Origin of the sequence: Streptomyces sp. NPDC002057, from assembly GCF_040296665.1 — a bacterium.
Lineage (GTDB): Bacteria > Actinomycetota > Actinomycetes > Streptomycetales > Streptomycetaceae > Streptomyces.
On sequence record NZ_JBEOXR010000032.1, the window covers coordinates 54,132 to 73,067 of the forward strand.

Genomic DNA, 18,936 nt, shown 5'->3' on the forward strand with positions numbered 1-18,936 from the left:
GCGCCGGCCGTGGACGCAGGGCTCCGAAGGGTCTGGGGCGGGGGAAGAGCCGTCAGGTGAGGGCGTGCCCGTACGCGGCGGAGAGCCCGTCGAGCTCCGGCTCTCCGAACGCGGCGCGCAGTGCGCCGAACGAGGCGACCTTGTCCTGGCCGAACCGGCTCACGGACACCGCGTAGGTGTCCGGGGACAGGAACCTCGGCGGCGTGCTCTTGCTGTGGAACTTGTCCGCGTACATGACGAGCCGCTCCTCCTGGGTGACCGCCACATAGTCGGCGGGAGGCAGCGGCAGACCCTGCGTGAGCACGTCCTCCTTGGTCAGCCCGACCCCCGTGTGGCACGAACAGAACCGGCACAAGGCCTCCGGCAGTCCCTCGGCCGCGAGGATCTCGTGCCCCAGCAGCCCGTGGCGCAGGTAGTTCCGGCCGTCGAGCCGCCCTTCGGTGTCGTACAGGCGGTACACCCCGATGTCGTGCAGCAGGCATCCGGCCCGTACGAGTTCCGGGTCGACGTCCAGGCCCGAGCGTGACATCAGCCGCTCGGCCACCTGCCACACGATCTCGCAGTGGGTGAAGACGAGCTCGAACGCCTCCTCATGGGGAGCGTGCCTGATGTGCATCGCGCGTATCTCGTCCGCCGACGGAATGTCCACCCGCGCAGCGTAGTGACCCCGACGGGGGACGCCGACGACGGCTCCCGACGGACGGGCGCCGACGACCGGAAGCCGGGAGCCCCGACGACGACCGGAGGCCGGGAGCGCCGTCGACGACCGGAGGCCGGGAGCCCCGACGACGACCGGAGGCCGGGAGCGGCATCGACGACCGGAAGCCGGGAGCGCCGGCGACGGCCGGGGCGGACCCCGCCGCGCTCCGGCGCCCCCCCATAGGCCGACGGCCCGAGGTGTGGTCCCGGGACATGGCCTGCCGGGACGGGTGCGCCGCACGATGTGGCGCCCGTCCCTTCCCTTCGCCCCTCGGAGGCTCACCATGCGCCTGTTCCCAGGCGTCTCCCTGTTCGCCGCGCTCCTGACCGGGGTCACCGTCCTCGCCCCCACGGGCCCCGCCGTGGCCACCGGGACCGCCGCCGCGCACTGCGCGCGCCAGGACCGGCTCGAGGTGCCCGGCGCCGAGCACCAGCGGTCCGCCTGTCTGGACGACCTGACGACCGCCGGGCTGGCCGGCACGCCGTACACCGACATGGCGGACCAGGCCGGTCTGGCCGCGAAGGGGACCCGTAACCCCTCGGGGGTGCCGGGCGTCCAGATCGACGGCTACTTCCCCGACGACTCACGCCTGAACGCGACCCACGGCTGGGCCCATGACGCGCAGTTCGTCATCCGGCTGCCCGACGACTGGAACGGCGGGCTCGTCGTCACCGGCGCTCCGGGCACCAGGCGGCAGTACTCCACGGACGCCCTGATCTCCGACCAGGTCCTCGCCCGGGGCTTCGCGTACGCCGCCACCGACAAGGGCAACACCGGACCGGACTTCTTCACCGACGGACGGAAGCCGGGCGACGCGGTCGCCGAGTGGAACAGCCGCGTGACCGAGCTGACGCGAGCGGCCAAGAAGGCCGTACGGCAGCGTTACGGCCGGGCGCCGGAGCGCACGTACATGACCGGCATCTCCAACGGTGGCTATCTGACGCGCTGGCAGCTGGAGAACCGGCCCGAGCTGTACGACGGCGGCGTCGACTGGGAGGGCGTGCTGTGGACCGCGCGCGGCCCCAACCTCCTGACGAGCCTGCCCGTGACGGTCGCCCGCTCCCAGGGGCGCGCCACCGACGAGGACCTGATCCGGGCCGGCTTCGCGCCGGACTCGCGCTTCCTGTGGCCGTACCACGAGCAGGCGTACTGGGGGCTGACGCAGAAGATCTTCCGGGCCGAGTTCGACCCCTCGTACGATCCGGCCTGTCCCGGATCCACGGCCGGCGGGACCGTCGAGCAGATCTTCGCGCCCTGTGCCTCGGACGCCTCCTACGACTACGCGTCACGGCCCGCGTCCGTGCACCGCGCGGTCGCGAAGGTCGCGCTCACCGGGCGGATCGGCAAGCCCCTCGTCACGCTCCACGGCGACCTGGACACCCTGCTGCCCATCGCCACCGACTCCGATGTGTACGCGCGGATGATCGACGCGCGGGGCCGGGGCGGGATGCACCGCTACTACACGGTGCGGGGCGGGACGCACACCGACGGCCTGTACGACACGTATCCGGACCGGCTGCGGCCGATCCTGCCGTGCTACCGCTCCGCGTTCGACGCGCTGACGCGCTGGGTCGAGGACGGTACGGCACCGCCGTCGGACCGTACGATCGCGCGGCCCACGAGCGGTGACGTGGTCAACTCGTGCGAGCTGGAGGAGTGAGCCCCGTGGGCCGGTGAGGGCCCACGCGGACCGGCCCGCTCCGGCGGGACGGTCAGACCTTCTCCAGCGGGCGGTGCGGGCCCTCCGGCAGCTCGGCGCGGATCGGGTCGCCGGGCCTGACCTGCCCGCCGGTCAGGACGATGCCCATGATCCCGGCCTTGCGGACGACATCACCGCTCTCGTCGCGGCCGAGCACCTGCTTGAGCAGTCCGCGCTGGAAGGTGTCGATCTGCGCGCACGGGTTGCGCAGTCCGGTGATCTCGACGACGGCCTCGTCGCCCAGGTGCAGTCGGGTGCCGGTGGGCAGGCCGAGGAGGTCGATCCCCCGGGTGGTGACGTTCTCGCCGAGGTCGCCGGGGGTGACCTCGAAGCCGGCGCCGGCGACGTCGTCGAAGAGCTCGGCGTGGATGAGGTGGACCTGGCGGAGGTTGGGCTGGGTGGGGTCCTGGGCGACGCGGGACCGGTGCTTGACCGTGACGCCCGCGTGGACGTCGCCCTCCACACCGAGCCCGGCAAGGAGGGTGATGCCCTCCCTGTTGGGCTTGGTGAACGTGTACGTACCGTTGCTGCTGACCGTGGTGACCGTGCCGTCGCTCATGGCGAGGAGCTCCCCTTCTCCGCTCTTTCCCCGATTCCGGTGGCGGGAGTGCCGGCCACCGGCGGGTCGACGGTCGACCGCCGACCCGATGATCACATCACGCGTGACCGCGACCGACCCTACTCGGCCTCCTCGGAGCGCAGGGGTGACCGTCCCGGCCCTACTCCGCCGACTCGGAGCGGAGCGGTGCGCCCACCTCGTGGAGATGGCCGAGCGCCTGGCGGTACGAGTCCACGAAGCCGGTCTCGGTGTACGGGACCCCCAGGGCGGCGCAGTGGGCCCGGACGGCCGGCTGGGCGAGGCGCAGATGGGGGCGCGGCATGCTCGGGAAGAGGTGGTGCTCCACCTGGTAGTTGAGACCGCCGAGGAACCAATCGGTCAGGGCGCCGCCCCGGATGTTGCGCGAGGTGAGCACCTGGCGCCGCAGATGACCCCAGCTGTCGCCGTCCGCGTGCTCGTCCGGTCGCTCCATGCCCTTGTGGTTGGGGGCGAAGGCCATGCCCAGGTGCAGGCCCAGCAGCATCTGGTGGACGAGGGCGAAGACGAGCGCCTGCGCCGGGGTGAGGAGGGTGAGCAGGAGGGCGGCGTAGCCGGCGAAGTGGGCGAACAGCAGCGCGCCTTCGACGAGCCGCTCGCGCCGGGTGCGGCACGGGCCGTCCTCGGCGAGCAGGGACCGCACCCCGTACACCTTGAGGGCGATGCCCTCCAGGGTCGTCAGCGGGAAGAACAGCCAGGCCTGGTGACGGGTGAGGAACCCGCGCCATCCCTTGCGGCCGGCCGTCTGGTGTTCGGCGAAGACGAGGATGTCGGCCGCGACGTCGGGGTCCTTGTCGAGGTGGTTGGGGTGCGCGTGGTGACGGTTGTGCTTGTCGTTCCACCACTCGCGGCTCATGCCGAGCAGGAGGTTGGCGTGGACGAGCTGGATGATCCGGCCGGCCTTCCGGTTCCCGGTGATCTGGGCGTGGCCGGCGTCGTGGCCGACGAAGGCGGCGCGGGCGGAGAGCAGCGCGAGGGGGAGCGCCAGGAACAGGGCCCACCAGGAGGGTCCGATCAGGGCGAGTCCGGCGACCACCGCGGCGATGCCCAGCAGGTTGACCGCGATGCCCCGGGCGTACCAGCCGGGGCGGTGTTCGAGCAGGCCCTGCTCCCTGACCGTCCGCAGGAGCGGGGTGAACTCGCTGCCGCCCCTGGCGCGGGCGGGCGCCGCGGTGGGGGCGGCGGCCGGGGGCAGGACGGTGGCCTGGGACATGGCGGGCTCCGGTTCTCTGTCGGTCGGGGGCCGTGCTGGATCGGTCGGTGGACCGTGTCGGGTCGGTCGGTGGACCGTGTCGGGTCGGTCGGTGGGCGCCTACCAAGAAGCTACGGATCCGTGATCGTCCAGGGCCATGGCGTCACCACCCGTCCGCGTCGGGGGCGCGCCGGGGGCCGGGAGGTAGGGCGGGCCCCACCCTCCGTCAAAGTGACGCGGCTCACTCGAAAAGGGGGCGCGCACAGACGCGTCGTCAAGGTATCCTCGGCCGCTCAGTCGCCAGGTAGTCAAATTTGAGGAATGCGTTGTCGTTGTCGCACGGATCCGAAGATTCGGACCGCGAATCCGTTCAGGACCCCTCCCGCGAACTCACCTTCCACTCCGCCGTCTTCCTCCCCTCGGACCCGCCCCGCACCGGCCGGATCGCCTTCTGGTCACCGGACGGCGTCGAGCCCGCGGTCGCGGACGAGCCCGCTCCTGCCACCGTCGCGATCACCGTCGTGGACGGCGACAGCCTGCGGCCCGTGACCGTTCCCGCGGCCACGCTCTCCGTACGGGACGCCCTGCCCCTGCTCGCCCGCGCCCGCTTCTCCGAGACCGCGTCTCCCGCGAGCGCCTTCTGGGGTGCGGCCTCGCTCCTCGCCCTCGACCTCGTCGCGCGCGGGCTCCTGCTGCCCGGTCTCACCCCCGGCGGCTTCGACGCGTGGCGGGCCGGTCCGCTCGGTCCGGGGGAACTGGCCGAGCTGCGGACGCTCGCCGCGTCGATGCCGCCCACGGCCCATGCCGTACCGCTCTCACCGGCGCCCGAGGATGAGGAGCCCGTACTCCTGCCGGAGCCCGAGGCGTTGCTCCGCGCCTTCGTCGACGCCGTCGCGGACACCCTGCCCCGTACCCCTGCGGCGCCGCTCGCCGCCGGCGGGCCCGCCTTCGCGGCCGAGGAACCGCAGGCGATTCCCGAGCAACGGGCGTGGGCCGCCGACGTCGCCGCCGTGTACGACGCGGGCGTCCGGCTCTCGCTCCGGCTCGAACTGCCCGGCTTCACCACCGATGCGACGGAGGCACCTGACTTCCGCGCGGTCCTGCAACTCCACGCCGTCGCCGACCCGACCCTGGTGGCGGACGCGGCGGAGGTCTGGTCGGGCTCCGGCCGGACCGGGGCCGCCTTCGGCCCCCGGGTCCGTATGGACGCGCTCCTCGCCCTCCGGCGGGCCGCTCGCGCCTGGCCGCCGCTGGCCCCTCTGCTGACGGCGGCCGTACCCGACACCGTCGACCTCGCCGACGAGGAGGTCGCGGAGCTGCTGGGCCCGGCCGGCAGGGCGCTGGCCGCGGCCGATGTCCAGGTCCACTGGCCGCGCGAGCTCGCCGACCGGATGACCGCCGGCGCCGTGATCGGCCCGGTGGGCGAGGGCGGGGACACCCGTTCCTCCTCCGCGCTGCCCTCCTTCCTCTCCGCCGACGCCCTCCTCGGCTTCAACTGGCGCTTCGCCGTCGGCGATCAGGAGCTGACCCGGGCCGAGCTCGACCGGCTCGCCGAGGCCGGACGTCCCCTCGTGCGGCTGCGTGACCGCTGGGTGCTCGTCGACCCGGCCGAGGTACGCCGGGCCCGGTCCCACCAGGACCGGAAGGTGACCCCGGTGGACGCCCTCTCCGCCGTCCTCACCGGGACGACCGAGGTCGACGGACGCCCCGTCGACGTGGCGGCGACGGGGTGGCTGGAACGGCTGCGGGAGCGGCTCGCCGACCCCGAGGGAGGCCGCCCCGAGGTCGCCCAGCCGCCGGCGCTCGCCGCGACGCTCCGCGACTACCAGCTGCGCGGGCTCGACTGGCTGCACCGGATGACCTCGCTCGGCCTCGGTGGCTGCCTCGCCGACGACATGGGGCTCGGCAAGACCATCACGGTCATCGCCCTGCACCTGCACCGGCAGTCCGACCCGGCCTCCGCCGGACCCACGCTCGTCGTCTGCCCGACCTCCCTCATGGGCAACTGGCAGCGGGAGATCGAGAAGTTCGCGCCCGGCACCCCGGTGCGACGCTTCCACGGGGCCACCCGCGACCTGGAGGACCTCTCCGACGGCGGGTTCGTCCTCACCACGTACGGCACCATGCGGCTCGACGCGGCGCGACTCGCCGCACGGAGCTGGGGACTCGTCGTCGCCGACGAGGCGCAGCACGTCAAGAACCCGTACTCGGCGACGGCGAAGCAACTGCGGACGATCGGGGCACGCGCGCGCGTGGCGCTGTCCGGCACGCCGGTGGAGAACAACCTCTCCGAGCTGTGGGCGATCCTCGACTGGACCACGCCGGGGCTCCTCGGCAGCCTGGGCGCGTTCCGGACCCGGTTCGCCGCCGCCGTGGAGGGCGGCCGGGACCCGGCCGCCGCCGCGCGACTCGCCGCGTTGGTACGGCCGTTCCTGCTGCGCCGCCGCAAGTCGGACCCGGGGATCGCGCCCGAGCTGCCACCGAAGACGGAGACCGACCGGGCCGTCTCCCTGACCCCGGAACAGGCCGGTCTCTACGAGGCGGTCGTACGGGAGACCCTGGCGGCCATCGCCGAGGCCGACGGCATGGAGCGGCGCGGTCTGGTCGTGAAGCTGCTGACCGGGCTCAAGCAGATCTGCAACCACCCGGCCCAGTACCTCAAGGAGGAACGACCGAGGATCGAGGGCCGCTCGGGGAAGCTGGAGCTGCTCGACGAACTGCTCGACACGATCCTCGCCGAGGGCGCCCACACCCTGGTCTTCACCCAGTACGTGGGAATGGCGAGGCTCCTGGAGGCGCATCTCGCGGCGCGCGGCGTGCGGACGCAGTTCCTGCACGGCGGGACACCGGTCGCGGAACGCGAGGCGATGGTGGCCCGCTTCCAGAACGGGGAGGTACCGGTCTTCCTCCTCTCGCTGAAGGCCGCCGGCACGGGGCTCAACCTCACCCGCGCGGAACACGTCGTGCACTACGACCGCTGGTGGAACCCCGCCGTCGAGGCACAGGCCACCGACCGCGCCTACCGGATCGGCCAGGACCGGCCGGTGCAGGTGCACCGGCTGATCGCCGAGGGCACGATCGAGGACCGGATCGCGACCATGCTCGACCGGAAGCGGGAGCTGGCGGACACGGTCCTCGGGACCGGCGGGGACACACCGCCGGAGCTGACCGAGCTGACCGACGCCGAACTGGCGGAGCTCGTACGACTGCGAGGGGACGGACGATGAGCGGCTACGGACACGAGGGCGAGGAGCGGACGTTCGCGCCGCTCCCGCCCGCGCGGGGAGCGGCCTTCACCCGGACCTGGTGGGGGCACTCCTGGCTCAAGGCGCTGGAGGACACGGCGCTCGACGGCCAGCAGCTCAAGGCGGGACGGCGGCACGCGCGGGCGGGCGCGGTGGGTGCCGTTTCGGTGCGGCCCGGCCGGATCACCGCGGTGGTCAAGGACCGCGACGGCACGGCGTACCGCAGCGACGTCCTGGTGCGGGAGTTCTCGGAGGAGGAGTGGGAGCGGCTGCTCGACCTCGCCGTGGACAGCGCGGGCCACATCGCGGCGCTGCTCGACCGCGAGATGCCGCCGCACCTGGTGGAGGACGCCGCGGCGGCCGGACTCGATCTGCTGCCGGGCATCGGGGATCTGGACCCGGAGTGCGGCTGCGAGGCGTGGGACCACTGCCCGCACACGGCGGCGCTCTGCTACCAGGTGGCGCGGCTGCTCGACGAGGATCCCTTCGTCCTGCTCCTGATGCGGGGGCGCGGCGAACGCACCCTGCTGGACCAGTTGCAGGCCCGCAGCGCCTCGCGCGCCGCGCGCGGCGGAGGGGGACCGGACGACGCGCCGGAAGGTGACCGCTCCGAGGGGGCCGGCGGGATGCCCGGCGTGTCGGCGGCGGAGGCGTACGCGGCGGAGTTCCTCCTGCCGCCGCTGCCCGCGCCTCCGGCCGCCCCGGACGCGCCGGGCCGGTCACCGTCCCTGGACACGGAGACGGAACCGGGGCCGGGAGTCGATCCGGCGGCGCTGGAGTTCCTGGCGTCGGACGCGGCGGCGCGGGCGCGCCGCATGCTGGCCGACGTGCTCGCCGCGGGCGTGTCGACGTCTGCGGCTCCGCCGGGACCGCCCTCGGCGGCTGCTTCCCGGCCGGGGACCGTGCTGACGGTCGCTCAGGACGCGGTGCGGCTCGCCGCGCACTCCCCCGTGCCCTGGATCGCGGCGCGGCTCGCCTCCGGTGCGGGCCGGACGCGGGGCGAGATGGACCTGGCCACGCGCGCGTGGCGGTTCGGGGGCGCCGCCGGCCTCGCCGTACTGGAGGAGGAGTGGGTGCCGGACACCGAGGCCCTCGCTCGTGCCGGTGCCCGGCTCGCGGAGGCCTGGCAGGACGACGAGCCGCCGGTACTGCGGCGGGCGGGCGCACGGTGGACGGTGGTGGGTGCGGAGGCCCAGCTGCGGTTCGGGGAGGACGAACGCTGGTGGCCGTACCTGAAGTCCGGCGCTCGCTGGTCCCCGGCGGGACCGCCGGACCGCGACCCGGCGACGGCCCTGGCGACGGCCCTGGCCGCCGGAACCGCCTGAGGCGGGGCCGGAGAAGGCGTTGCTACTGGAGGCGGTGCCTGAGCTTGCCGCCGCTCGCGGAGGAGGCGGCGAGGCTGCAGGCCACGGTGTCCGAGCCGAGGAGATAGCTCGTGCGGTACGGGTACTGGACGAAGGTGGTCCAGCGCGTACCGGCCGGCTGCCGTGCGGCCTTCCGGCGCAGGGGCTCACGGCACAGCACCGTCGCCGCCTCACGGATCGCCAGGTCGGTGACGAGACGGCCGGTCAGGGCGAGCCGGGCCACGAGTTCGGCATAGTGCGGCGTGTCGCAGGGGCGCCGGAGGGCCGTGCCCGGCGCGGCGCGGTCGATGTCGAAGCAGTCGCCGACCCGTAGGGCCTCGAAGGAGACGGGCCGGGTGGAGCCGCCGCCGCGTGTCGGGGACGGGGTCGGCCGGGAGGGGGGAGCGCTGCTCTCCGTACGGGTGGGCGACGGCGAGCCGGTCCTCTCCGGGCGGGCGGACCGCTGCGGGTGCGCGGTACGGGTCGGCGCGCCGTCCTTGGTCGCGACCGCGTCGGAGGTCGGCGTGTCGTCCGTGCTCGTGTCCGCTTCCCCGGCGGTGTCGCCCATGGGCGTGTCGGTCGGCCCGTCGCCGGGGGACGGGGTGGCGTCGGCCGGGCCGTCTCCGGTGACGACGGGCGAGGGCGCTCCGATCGTGTCGCCGCCGGTGCGTCTGTCGGTGGTGAGGCCCTGGTCGGTACCGCGGGCGGCCAGGAAGGCGGTCGCCACGAGCGTGGCCACGAGCAGCGGGACGAGCGGCACGCCGAACCGGCGGACGCGCCGCACGTCCGGTACGGGCCGGGGCGCGCCGAGCCGGACGAGGCGGGGCGACCACCCGGACGCGGAGCCGACCCGGAGCGGCGCGGCGGGGCGGGACCCAGGGCTCGCGTCGGATGCGTCCCGCGCGACGGACCCACCCACGGACCCGTCAACGGGACCAGACGCCTGGGAAGGGACGGACCACGCGGGTGGGGCGGATGTCTCGGGCACGGGAGATGTCTCAGGCGCGGCAGACACCTCAGGCGCTGCGGACGCCTCAGGCACGGCAGACGCCTCAGGCACGGCAGACGCCTCAGGCAGAGCGGCCGCCTCGGCCGGAACAGACGCGTGCCGCAGAACTGACATCGCCGGTGGGGCTGACGCCTCCGGCGCAGTCGGCATCTCGTGCGAGCCCGTCGCGGCGGACGGGCCGGACAAGGCGGGCGAGCCGGATGAAGCGGACGGGCCGGACGCGGCGGGCGCGCCCGGTCGGCGGTTCGGGGGCGGCGGGGTGGCGGCGGACGGGTGTGGCACGGGGTCCAGATTCGCCCGTCGGCGTCGCCGCGGCCACCCTTTTTCGGGCGACGAGCCCTGCCCGTACAGAACCGTGACATTCGTCGACCGGGCTCCCGCCCGCCACCGCCACCACTCCCGCCGCCCCGTCACGAACCGTCCCTACAGACCGAGCTGACGCTCCGCGCCCTCGACCGTCTGGGCGAGGAGCACGGCGATGGTCATGGGGCCGACACCGCCGGGGACGGGGGTGATGAGGGAGGCGCGCTCGGCGGCGGAGGCGAAGTCGACGTCGCCGACGTTGCCCGGGTTGTAGCCGGCGTCGACGACGACGGCGCCCGGCTTGATGTCCGCGCCCTTGATGAACTCAGGCTTGCCGACGGCGGCAACGAGGATGTCGGCCTCGCGGACGACGGAGGAGAGGTCCTCGGTACGCGAGTGGCAGTAGGTGACGGTGGCGTCGCGGCCGAGGAGGAGCAGGCCGGCCGGCTTGCCGAGGATCGCGCTGCGGCCGACGACGACGGCGCGCTTGCCGCGCGGGTCGACGTCGTAGGCGTCGAGGAGACGCATGATGCCGCCCGGCGTGCAGGAGACGAAGCCGGGAAGGCCGAAGCCCATGGCGGCGAACGAGGCCATGGTGACGCCGTCGACGTCCTTGGCGGGGTCGATGGCCTCGAAGGCGGCGCGCTCGTCGATGTGCGGGCCGACGGGGTGCTGGAGCAGGATGCCGTGGACCTCGGGGTCCTGGGACAGGGCGGTGATCGCCGCGACCAGTTCCTCGGTCGTCGTGGTGGCGGGCAGCTCGACGTGCTTCGAGCGGATTCCGGCCTTCGCGCAGCGGTTCTGCTTCATCTTCACGTACGTCACGGAGGCGGGGTCCGCGCCGACGAGGACGGTCGCGAGACAGGGGGTGACGCCGGTGCGCCGGGTGATCTCGGCGGCGCGGGCGGCGGTCTCCTCGACGGTACGGCGGGCGAGGGCCGTGCCGTCCATGAGGGCGGCGGTGCTGGTGGACATGGCAACTCCTGGGCGTCGTCTGTGACCAAATGGTTCGCCCAGGCGCACGGCATCGGGGCGGGCGCGCCACCGGGGCGCGCTCCCGCCGGGCCGCTCCCCGGTGGTGATCCACCTCAAGCGCCAGTCACGGCCCGGGCACCACTCTACGTGAGGGGTCGGAGGCGGTTCCCTGACAGGGGCGCGACGACCGGTCCCGGGCAGGGCAAGGCGGGACAGGGCATGGCAGGGCAGGGCATCGCGGGGCGGGACGGAGCGCGGCAGGCAGGGCGGTCAGGCGGTGCCCGGTCGCGCCATCACCCTGACGTCCAGCGGCCCCAGCGCGGTCCTCCGCAGATCGGTGAAGCCGAAGCGGCGGTAGAGAGGAACGTTCGCCGGGTCGGCCGTGGTCAGGAAGAAGCCCGCCGGTGCGGCGGTGGTCGCCAGTACGTGGTCCAGGAGGAACCGTCCGGCGCCGCGCCCCACCGTGTCGGGACGTACCCCGATGAACTCCAGGGTCCACGCGCCCTCCGGCGCGGAGGCTTCGGCGTGGTGCAGATAGCGCAACGTCCTCCCCAGGGCGGCGGGTCCGCAGCGGAGGCCCGTCCGTGCCGCCCAGGCGGCACGCGCGGACGCCCCGGGCACCGCACCCGACGGCGTGAGGACCGCGGCGGCGACCGGCTGCCCGTCCGGAGTCGTCAGCGCGTACCGGAGAGAACCGGGAAGTGTGGCGTGGGTCCGCAGAGTGGCCTCGAACCAGCGCGTCCGTACGGTCTCCGAGTCACCGCAGATCCATGAGACGGCGGGCTCCCGGACGAAGGCGGCGGACAGGGTACGGGCGCAGGTGGCCGTCTCCGGAGGGGAGACGACCCTCCATCGCGGGGCGATCTCAGACACGGCGCCTCCGCTCCAGCGGCGCCTCCGGGACGAGGTGGCAGACGAGCAGCTTCAGAAAGAACAGCGGTGCGAACCAGCCGAGTAGGGCGGGCACCTCCAGCCAGAACAGATTGATCAGGACCGCGACCATCAGAACGCTCATCGAGACCGGGCGCTTGAGGTGGAGGGGTGCGAACTCGACCATGGCCGCCCCGGCGAGCAGCAGCGCCGCGTTGACCGACGTCCAACGCCAGTCCCCCGACAGGACGATGAGCCCCATGGCGACGAGATGGATCAGGTGGGCGGAGACGAACAGCATCCGTGCCCGTCCGACTCCCGGGCCCGGACGGTGGTACCAGCGCTTGGCCGCGTTGGTCGCGTTGGTGAGCACTCCGCCGATGAGATCCAGTCCCACCAGTGCCACCACCGCGCACTGCGCTCCCGACCATCCGCGCCAGGCTCCCGAGGCCCACAGCCCGGCGGCCAGGAGGAGGCCGCAGGCGATCAGGCCCGCGGTCTCCACCGCCGACTCGGAACGGGACTTGCCCGGTCCCATGAACCGTTCGACGCGGCCCGCGAGTCCGGGCGGGGTCTCGGGTATGTCCCAGACGATCTCGACGTCAGCGCGCATCGGTGTTCCCCTCGTCGAAGGACGAGCCGGTCCCGCTCCACAGTCCGCGCAGCAGGGCCCACACCTGCGCGCTCTCAGCGCCTTCCGCGGGAGCCGGGGGTGTCGGCGACGCCTTCATGCGGGCGAGCGCCCACGCGTCGGCGGCCCTGAAGACCGCCGCGGTCACCGTGACCAGCAGCCCGTGGTCCACGTCGGTACGGATCACTCCCAGCGCCTGCCCGTTCGAGACCAGTTCGTCGAACCAGGCCAGCCACGGCCCGTCCCCCTCGCTCGTGCGCCCGATGGCCGCGTCGGCGAGGGCCAGATCGTCCGGGTGGCCCTGCAGATGGGCCGCGAGCGCGCCGGCGCTCGCGTCGAGGCGGGACCAGAACTCCACCTCGTCGCGGGCCGCGGGCCAGGGCTCCAGGGCGCCGAGCAGCCGCCGCAGCACGCCGTCGAGCACCGCGGAGAGGAGGTCCTCGCGCCCGTCGAAGTAGTGGTAGGCCGCGGTCTTCGAGAAGCCGGCGGCCTCGATGATCTTGTTGTAGGAGGCGCCTTCGGCCCCCTGTTCGGCGAAGTGGCGGCGCGCCACGGCCAGGATCAGTTCCTGACGCTCGGCGGGAAGGCGTTCAAAGCGAGGGAGAGGCATGTACCGACTCTACACACCAGTGGTGTGTACCGGTAGTACACGCTCCTGGTTCCATCGGACGCGCGGCGCCTCCCGGCCGGTGGTCGGCACCCCCGGAACCGGTCCGGGGCACCATGGACACCACCGCGTACCGGCGACCCGTCGGTCACCCCTCACCCCACCCACCTCAGCGAGAGGCACACCCATGAAGGTGATCATCTTCGGCGCGACCGGCATGGTCGGCCAAGGAGTACTGCGCGAGTGTCTGCGCGACGAGACGGTGCGCGAAGTCCTGGTGGTCGGCCGCACGAAGCTCGGCGTCACCCACCCGAAGCTGCGCGAGATCACCCACCCCGACGTGGCCGAGCTGATCACCCGACCGGGCACCGAGGAGGAGCTGACCGGGTACGACGCCTGCTTCTACTGCCTCGGCGTCTCCTCCCTCGGCATGTCCGAGGAGGAGTACCGGCGCGTCACCTACGACCTCACCCTGACCGTGGCACGCGCCCTCTCGGCCTGGAACCCCCGCCTCACCTTCGTCTACGTCTCCGGACAGGGAACCGACAGCACCGAACAGGGGCGCGTCATGTGGGCCCGCGTCAAGGGCAGGACCGAGAACCACCTGCTCGCCCTTCCCATGGACACCTATCTCTTCCGGCCCGGGTTCATCCAGCCCCTGCACGGCATCACCTCGCGCACCCGGCTGTACCGAGCCGGCTACGCCGCCCTCGGGTTCCTCTATCCGTTGATCAACAGGCTCGCGCCCCACCAGGTCACCACCACCGAGCGCCTGGGCCGCGCGATGATCACCGTCGCCACCACCGGCGCGCCCCGCCGCATCCTCGACAACCGGCAGATCAACGACACCGCGACCCACAGCATGTGAGCTGCCACCCGCCCGAAGAAAAGCGGACGCGAACGGCCGCCCGGCCACCGGAATCCACTCCCGGCGGCCTCCGCGCCCCACGAGGGCTCCGCCCCGACGGTGACCGCGCGGGCCTGCGGATCCCCGCCGACCCGGCGGCTGTCACGTCGGCAGCACGACACCTGCACGCCGGGCGGCCTCCGGCCTGGAAAGGAACACCCGGCGGGCCGTCCGCTCGACCTAGGTCCCGTCTCCCCGATCACAAGTGGTCCTCACGAGTGGGATGCTCTGTATGAACCGATCAAACGGGCCAGTTGTCGGCTCGTCGCCCGCAGTGGTTCCTCGCTGCGGTTGACCTGCGCCGTCACTTCGGCGCCTTCCAGGGCGCTGATGACGGTGGTCGCCAACTCCCGGGCGTCGTGGGCCTGGAAGCCGGAGCGCAGGAGCTTGTCGGTGACCGTCTGCTCCCAGCTGCGCAGTGCATCGGCACATGCCTGCTGGATTTCGGAGTCGGTTCCCAAGGTTTCCAGTGCCGCTGCCGTGACCGGGCAGCCGTCGGTCCAACCCGACACGCGCAGTCCTTCGGCGAGCTGCTGGGCACAGGCCCGAACGCCCGCGCCCGGGTCCTCCTCGCTGTCCAGCGCGTCGCGGAGGACAGCGGCAAACTCCTGGCCGCTGTACTTGATGGCGGCGACCGCAACGGCCTCTTTACCGCCCGGGAAGAAGTGATAGACGGAGCCCAGTGTGGCCTCCGCCTCCTGGGCGATCTGCTTGATGCCCGTGCCGACATAGCCCTGGCGCTGCAGGAGGCGCGCTGCGGCGATGACGATCCGGTCCCGGGTGCTGGCTTGTCCCATGTGCACACCCTACTGGTTAGAGCGTTCGTTTTAGAGCCGTGTTATATTGCCTCCACGCTCTGGATAGAGCGTTCGTTTTAGTCGCCTCGTCACTCGTACCGCGGAGGTCTTCCCAATGGACACCAAGCAGCCTGTGACCGTCATCGGACTCGGCCCCATGGGGCAGGCGATGGTCCACGCCTTACTCGGGCAGGGACACCATGTCACCGTCTGGAATCGCACCGCGTCCCGTGGCGATGCCCTCGTCGCGCGCGGCGCCATACGCGCAAAGAGCGCCGAAGACGCCCTGACCGCCAATGAGCTGGTCGTCCTGAGCCTCACCGACTACGATGCGATGTACGCCTTGCTGGAGCCGGCTTCCCACGCCCTGGCCGGCCGCGTGCTCGTCAACCTCAGCTCCGACACCCCGGAGAAGACGCGCGCCGGGGCGCGGTGGGTGTCCGAGCACGGCGGGGTCCACCTCACCGGTGGCGTCAACGCCTCACCTTCGGGCATCGGGCAGCCAGGGTCGTCCACCTTCTACAGCGGGCCGCGCGAGGTGTTCGAGGCGCACCGGTCGACTCTCGAAGTCCTGACCGACACGGACTACCGGGGCGGCGATCCCGGGCTGGCCGCGCTTCTGTACCAGATCGTCGTGGGCATGTTCTGGACGTCCGTGCTCGGATACTGGCAGGCCATCGCGCTCGCCGACGCCAACGGACTCACGGCGACGGACGTCCTCCCGCACGCCACCGAGCTGCTGACCGGGATGCCGGGCTTCCTATCCTTGTACGCCGAACGCATCGACGCCGGGGAGCACGGCGGCGACGCGGAGCGGCTCGCCATGGGCATGGCCAGCGTCGAACACGTTCTGCACACCAACGCCGACGCGGGCGTCGACACCACTCTTCCGGCCGCCGTGGCCGCTCTGTTCCGGCGCGGCATGGACGCCGGACACGGGGCGGACAGCGCCTCCCGCCTGACGGAGCTGATGAAGACGGCCAAGGCATAGTTCCAGGTCGGCAAGATATCTATTGGTCTGGACATGATCAGCAGGGGTGACTTGACCGACGTTGAGTGGGCCGTGCTGGAACCACTGCTGCCGGTGACCAACAATCGGTGCGACCGGTGGCGGGACCAACGCCAGGTGATCAACAGGATCCTCCACCGGCTCAGCATCGGGGCGCAGTGGAGAGAGTTGCCCGAACGCTTCGGCCGTGGAAGACCGTGCACAAGCGGCACTTACTGTGGTCGGCCGATGGCACCTGGGAGAGGCTCCTCCAGCACGTCCAGGCCCAGGCCGACGCCGAGGGTGACATCGATGGGGACATCAACGTCGACTCCACCTCAGTCCGTGCCCACCAGCACGCCGCTGGGGAGCCCAGGGCGGCACCGTCCGCACTGCCGGGTTCTTCAGGAAAGGGGGCTCCGCGAAGATCAGTTCGCGGAGCCGACACCGGCGAGTCCGCGGCTCCTCCTGGAGGAGGCGGTGCGGCGGGCGAGGCTCTCGGCCGGTCCCGTAGCGGACTGACCTGCAAGATTCATCTCAGCGCGGAGGGCCGCTGCCGTCCGCTGTCCTTGCTCAAACCGCAAGACCCGCGCTTATCTACGGAAGCGCGGGATCCGGCACGTGATCCCGGAGAAGAACGACCACAAGGCCGCCCGTCTCCGGCGTGGTTCACGTGGCGGACGGCCATCGGGTTTCGACAAGGACCGCTACAAGAAGCGCAACACGGTCGAGAAGGCGATCAATAAGCTCAAGTTGTTCAGAGCTGTGGCCACCCGCTATGACAAGCGCGGATACATTTACCTGGGCACCGTCACCGCCGCGGCACTCCTCATCTGGCTCCGGATCTGGCTCCGGTCGTGATCGGAGGGACAGGACCTAGACCGTCCGCGTGTCGAGTCGTTCGGTGAGACGGCCGTACAGCTCGGGGCGACGGGTCCGCATGAGGCCGAACTCCAGCCAGTCGCGGCGCTGGTCGAGGTCGAGGTCGGCGACGAGGACGGCCTCCCGGTCGCGCGGGGCGCGCAGCATCACGCGGCCGTAGGGGTCGGAGACGAACGAGGAGCCGTAGAAGGTCGAGCGGCCCTCGGTGCCGACCCGGTTCGGCACGATCATGAAGAGGGCGTTGGCGAGGCCGTTGGCGCTGATGGCCTGTTCCCACATGGGGCGGGTGTCGAAGTCGGGCAGATCCACCTCGGAGCCGATCGCGGTGGGGTGGACGAGGATCTCGGCGCCCGCCAGGGAGTAGGCCCGGGCCAGCTCGGGGAACCACTCGTCCCAGCAGGTGGGGAAGCCGAACCGGGCCCCGGCGTGCTCGACGACCGGGAACCCGCTGTCGCCCGGCCGGAAGCACAGGTCCTCGCGGTAGCCGGGGAAGGCGGGGATGTGGTTCTTGCGGGTCCGGGCGATCAGCGTGCCGTCGGAGTCGACGCAGACGGCGGTGTTGTAGCCGAGGCCGCCGTCCTGGGCCCGCTCGTAGAGGGAGGCGTGGACGGTGATGCCCAGCGCGGTGGCGAGTTCGCCGGCCAGGGCGACGGTGGGGCCGGTCTCGACGTCTTCGAGGTAGCGGGCCGCCCCCTCGGCCATCGGGTCCTCGGTGTTGCAGAAGTAGGGGCTGCGGGTCAGTTCGGGCAGGCAGACGACCGTGGCACCCTGCGCGGCGGCGAGGGCCACGCCCTCGCGGAGCCGGTCGTCGTGCTCCGCCGGGTCGGCGTACCAGCGCATCTGGACGAGTCCGACACGCAGCGGTTCGCGTTCGGCGGGTGCGGTCCGGCCCGGTGAGCCGAGGGGGGATCCGAAGGAGGTGAGGAGCGCGTACGGGGAGGAGGACATGGTGAGCTGCTTTCGGGAGACGGACGAGGACGGAGACCTAACTGAATATTCAGTCAAGTCGAGAAGCGTGAAAAGAGCCCCGTCATGGGGCGTTCATCGCGATCATGGGCGGGCATCACGGGCGAACATCGCGAACATCGCGAACGTCATGGCGACCTGGCGACCTGTCGACCCGCGACCCGGCGACCCGGCGACCCGGCGACCCGTGAGCTTCGTCGGCCGCCGTGGTCCCCCGAGGCGCCCGGGAAGGGCGGCTCGGGCGGGACCACCTGGTGGGGGCTCAGCTCGTGGCGGTGAGCGGGGCGTAGGCGTCGGGTCGGCGGGTGGTGAGGAAGGGGAACAGCTCCAGCCAGTCGCGGCGGGCGTCGAGGTCGAGGTCGGCCACCAGGACGGCGGGCTCGTCGCGCGGGGCCTGGGCGAGGACCCGGCCGTAGGGGTCGACGATGAACGAACTGCCGTAGAAGACGAGGCCGTTCTCGGCGCCGATGCGGTTGGGCACCACCATGAAGGTGGCGTTCGCGACGGCGTTGCCGGTGATGACCTTCTGCCAGAGCGGCTGGGTGTCGAAGCCCGGGTGGCCGGGCTCGGAGCCGATGGCGGTCGGGTAGACGAGGATGTCGGCGCCGGCGAGGGAGTAGGCGCGGGCCAGCTCCGGGAACCACTGGTCCCAGCAGGTCGGCAGGCCGAGGTTCGCCTCGTCGACCGTGACCAGCGGGAAGGCGTCGTCACCGGCGGGGCCCTGCCGGAACCACTGGTCCTCGTAGTACCCCTCGGTCACCGGGATGTGGGTCTTGCGCGTGCGCTGGGCGAGCGTGCCGTCCGGGGCGACGAGGATCGCCGTGTTGTAGCCGAGGCCGTCGTCCTCCCCGCCGGGCGCCGGCGCCTTCTCGTACAGCGAGGCGTGTACGTGGAGGCCGAACTCCCGGGCCGCCTCGGCGGCGAAGGTGAAGGTCGGGCCGGTCAGCAGGTCCTCGGGCTCGGCCGGGGCCGGGTGGTCGGCCTTGCGTACGACCGCGAAGTACGGCGACAGGGTCAGCTCCTGCAGACACACCACCCGCGCGCCCTCGGCCGCCGCGAGACGGATGCCCTCCCGGAGGGCCGCGCGGTGCTCGGCCGGGCCGCGGTGCCAGCGCTGCTGGACGGCGGCGACGCGCAGCGGCGCCCGGTCCGAGGGGCGGGTCCTGGCCGGCGACGCGGGCGGGGTGTACGCGGTGATCAGACGCATGGCGAATCCAGACGGGTACG

The 18,936-nt window shown here is 72.5% G+C and carries 18 protein-coding genes and 1 riboswitch; of the genes, 7 read left to right on the forward strand and 11 right to left on the reverse strand.

What is annotated here, in order from left to right; genetic code table 11:
* Positions 1-52 precede the first annotated feature (52 nt).
* The gene (locus ABT129_RS23715) at positions 53-649 is read right to left on the reverse strand and encodes an HD domain-containing protein (protein WP_351904962.1); all 597 of its coding nucleotides are present in this window, start codon (positions 647-649) and stop codon (positions 53-55) included.
* Positions 650-983: 334 nt separating this feature from the next.
* Between ABT129_RS23715 and ABT129_RS23720 the strand changes: the two genes are divergently transcribed.
* Positions 984-2,360 carry a tannase/feruloyl esterase family alpha/beta hydrolase gene (locus ABT129_RS23720; protein WP_351904965.1) on the forward strand — a complete coding sequence of 459 codons (1,377 nt, stop codon included), beginning with the start codon at positions 984-986 and terminating at the stop codon, positions 2,358-2,360.
* A gap of 52 nt (positions 2,361-2,412) precedes the next feature.
* Here the strand turns inward: ABT129_RS23720 and ABT129_RS23725 are convergent, their stop codons facing one another.
* Both ABT129_RS23725 and ABT129_RS23730 read right to left on the reverse strand, forming a co-directional pair.
* A complete protein-coding gene (locus tag ABT129_RS23725; RefSeq protein WP_351904968.1) occupies positions 2,413-2,958 on the reverse strand; it encodes an MOSC domain-containing protein in 546 nt (181 codons plus the stop codon).
* A 160-nt stretch (positions 2,959-3,118) separates the two neighbouring features.
* Positions 3,119-4,207 (reverse strand): acyl-CoA desaturase, encoded by a 1,089-nt coding sequence (locus ABT129_RS23730; RefSeq protein ID WP_351904971.1) that lies wholly within the window; start codon positions 4,205-4,207, stop codon positions 3,119-3,121.
* Positions 4,208-4,518: 311 nt separating this feature from the next.
* On the opposite strand from ABT129_RS23730, the gene ABT129_RS23735 reads away from it, so the two are divergent.
* Complete coding sequence (locus ABT129_RS23735) at positions 4,519-7,413, forward strand: SCO1167/SCO6262 family helicase (protein ID WP_351904974.1); 2,895 nt, start codon at positions 4,519-4,521, stop codon at positions 7,411-7,413.
* Positions 7,410-8,756 carry an SWIM zinc finger family protein gene (locus ABT129_RS23740; RefSeq protein WP_351904977.1) on the forward strand — a complete coding sequence of 449 codons (1,347 nt, stop codon included), beginning with the start codon at positions 7,410-7,412 and terminating at the stop codon, positions 8,754-8,756. Before ABT129_RS23735 ends, ABT129_RS23740 begins: the two co-directional genes overlap by 4 nt.
* Positions 8,757-8,778: 22 nt before the next feature.
* Here the strand turns inward: ABT129_RS23740 and ABT129_RS23745 are convergent, their stop codons facing one another.
* The 5 genes from ABT129_RS23745 to ABT129_RS23765 all read right to left on the reverse strand — a co-directional run bounded on the left by ABT129_RS23745 (position 8,779) and on the right by ABT129_RS23765 (position 13,172).
* Positions 8,779-9,693 carry a hypothetical protein gene (locus ABT129_RS23745; protein ID WP_351904980.1) on the reverse strand — a complete coding sequence of 305 codons (915 nt, stop codon included), beginning with the start codon at positions 9,691-9,693 and terminating at the stop codon, positions 8,779-8,781.
* Between the two features lie 513 nt (positions 9,694-10,206).
* Positions 10,207-11,061 carry a bifunctional 5,10-methylenetetrahydrofolate dehydrogenase/5,10-methenyltetrahydrofolate cyclohydrolase gene (locus ABT129_RS23750; RefSeq protein ID WP_351904983.1) on the reverse strand — a complete coding sequence of 285 codons (855 nt, stop codon included), beginning with the start codon at positions 11,059-11,061 and terminating at the stop codon, positions 10,207-10,209.
* Between the two features lie 29 nt (positions 11,062-11,090).
* Positions 11,091-11,199, reverse strand: a riboswitch (ZMP/ZTP riboswitch).
* A gap of 132 nt (positions 11,200-11,331) precedes the next feature.
* Positions 11,332-11,934, reverse strand: coding sequence for a GNAT family N-acetyltransferase (locus ABT129_RS23755; protein WP_351904986.1), 603 nt, complete (start codon positions 11,932-11,934; stop codon positions 11,332-11,334).
* On the reverse strand, positions 11,927-12,544 hold the full coding sequence (locus ABT129_RS23760; RefSeq protein WP_351904989.1) for a hypothetical protein: 618 nt from the start codon (positions 12,542-12,544) through the stop codon (positions 11,927-11,929). The genes ABT129_RS23755 and ABT129_RS23760 overlap by 8 nt, the downstream gene beginning before the upstream one ends.
* Complete coding sequence (locus ABT129_RS23765; protein ID WP_351904992.1) at positions 12,534-13,172, reverse strand: TetR/AcrR family transcriptional regulator; 639 nt, start codon at positions 13,170-13,172, stop codon at positions 12,534-12,536. The genes ABT129_RS23760 and ABT129_RS23765 overlap by 11 nt, the downstream gene beginning before the upstream one ends.
* Positions 13,173-13,356: 184 nt before the next feature.
* Here ABT129_RS23765 and ABT129_RS23770 point away from each other — a divergent pair, with 184 nt between their 5' ends.
* Entirely contained in the window at positions 13,357-14,037 is a 681-nt protein-coding gene (locus ABT129_RS23770; RefSeq protein ID WP_351904995.1) for a Rossmann-fold NAD(P)-binding domain-containing protein, read from the forward strand.
* Between the two features lie 251 nt (positions 14,038-14,288).
* Here the strand turns inward: ABT129_RS23770 and ABT129_RS23775 are convergent, their stop codons facing one another.
* A complete protein-coding gene (locus tag ABT129_RS23775; protein WP_351904998.1) occupies positions 14,289-14,873 on the reverse strand; it encodes a TetR/AcrR family transcriptional regulator in 585 nt (194 codons plus the stop codon).
* Between the two features lie 115 nt (positions 14,874-14,988).
* Here ABT129_RS23775 and ABT129_RS23780 point away from each other — a divergent pair, with 115 nt between their 5' ends.
* The 3 genes from ABT129_RS23780 (at position 14,989) to ABT129_RS38080 (ending at position 16,722) form a co-directional block, all read left to right on the forward strand.
* Positions 14,989-15,864, forward strand: coding sequence for an NAD(P)-dependent oxidoreductase (locus ABT129_RS23780; RefSeq protein ID WP_351905001.1), 876 nt, complete (start codon positions 14,989-14,991; stop codon positions 15,862-15,864).
* Between the two features lie 33 nt (positions 15,865-15,897).
* Positions 15,898-16,383, forward strand: coding sequence for a transposase (locus ABT129_RS38075; RefSeq protein WP_502981879.1), 486 nt, complete (start codon positions 15,898-15,900; stop codon positions 16,381-16,383).
* Positions 16,384-16,482: 99 nt separating this feature from the next.
* On the forward strand, positions 16,483-16,722 hold the full coding sequence (locus ABT129_RS38080; protein ID WP_502981880.1) for a hypothetical protein: 240 nt from the start codon (positions 16,483-16,485) through the stop codon (positions 16,720-16,722).
* Positions 16,723-16,737: 15 nt separating this feature from the next.
* On the opposite strand, the gene ABT129_RS23790 is transcribed toward ABT129_RS38080, so the two are convergent.
* Both ABT129_RS23790 and ABT129_RS23795 read right to left on the reverse strand, forming a co-directional pair.
* A complete protein-coding gene (locus ABT129_RS23790; RefSeq protein ID WP_351905004.1) occupies positions 16,738-17,691 on the reverse strand; it encodes a nitrilase-related carbon-nitrogen hydrolase in 954 nt (317 codons plus the stop codon).
* 280 nt (positions 17,692-17,971) lie between these two features.
* A complete protein-coding gene (locus tag ABT129_RS23795) occupies positions 17,972-18,916 on the reverse strand; it encodes a carbon-nitrogen hydrolase (protein ID WP_351905007.1) in 945 nt (314 codons plus the stop codon).
* Positions 18,917-18,936: the final 20 nt, after the last annotated feature.

Bases quoted from the DNA above. Each gene is read 5' to 3' on its own strand.
- ABT129_RS23720 (WP_351904965.1), top strand. From the start codon at position 984: ATGCGCCTGTTCCCAGGCGTCTCCCTGTTCGCCGCGCTCCTGACCGGG.
- ABT129_RS23725 (WP_351904968.1), bottom strand. From the start codon at position 2,958: ATGAGCGACGGCACGGTCACCACGGTCAGCAGCAACGGTACGTACACG.
- ABT129_RS23730 (WP_351904971.1), bottom strand. From the start codon at position 4,207: ATGTCCCAGGCCACCGTCCTGCCCCCGGCCGCCGCCCCCACCGCGGCG.
- ABT129_RS23740 (WP_351904977.1), top strand. From the start codon at position 7,410: ATGAGCGGCTACGGACACGAGGGCGAGGAGCGGACGTTCGCGCCGCTC.
- ABT129_RS23750 (WP_351904983.1), bottom strand. From the start codon at position 11,061: ATGTCCACCAGCACCGCCGCCCTCATGGACGGCACGGCCCTCGCCCGC.
- ABT129_RS23760 (WP_351904989.1), bottom strand. From the start codon at position 12,544: ATGCGCGCTGACGTCGAGATCGTCTGGGACATACCCGAGACCCCGCCC.
- ABT129_RS23765 (WP_351904992.1), bottom strand. From the start codon at position 13,172: ATGCCTCTCCCTCGCTTTGAACGCCTTCCCGCCGAGCGTCAGGAACTG.
- ABT129_RS23770 (WP_351904995.1), top strand. From the start codon at position 13,357: ATGAAGGTGATCATCTTCGGCGCGACCGGCATGGTCGGCCAAGGAGTA.
- ABT129_RS23775 (WP_351904998.1), bottom strand. From the start codon at position 14,873: ATGGGACAAGCCAGCACCCGGGACCGGATCGTCATCGCCGCAGCGCGC.
- ABT129_RS23780 (WP_351905001.1), top strand. From the start codon at position 14,989: ATGGACACCAAGCAGCCTGTGACCGTCATCGGACTCGGCCCCATGGGG.
- ABT129_RS38075 (WP_502981879.1), top strand. From the start codon at position 15,898: ATGATCAGCAGGGGTGACTTGACCGACGTTGAGTGGGCCGTGCTGGAA.
- ABT129_RS23790 (WP_351905004.1), bottom strand. From the start codon at position 17,691: ATGTCCTCCTCCCCGTACGCGCTCCTCACCTCCTTCGGATCCCCCCTC.
- ABT129_RS23795 (WP_351905007.1), bottom strand. From the start codon at position 18,916: ATGCGTCTGATCACCGCGTACACCCCGCCCGCGTCGCCGGCCAGGACC.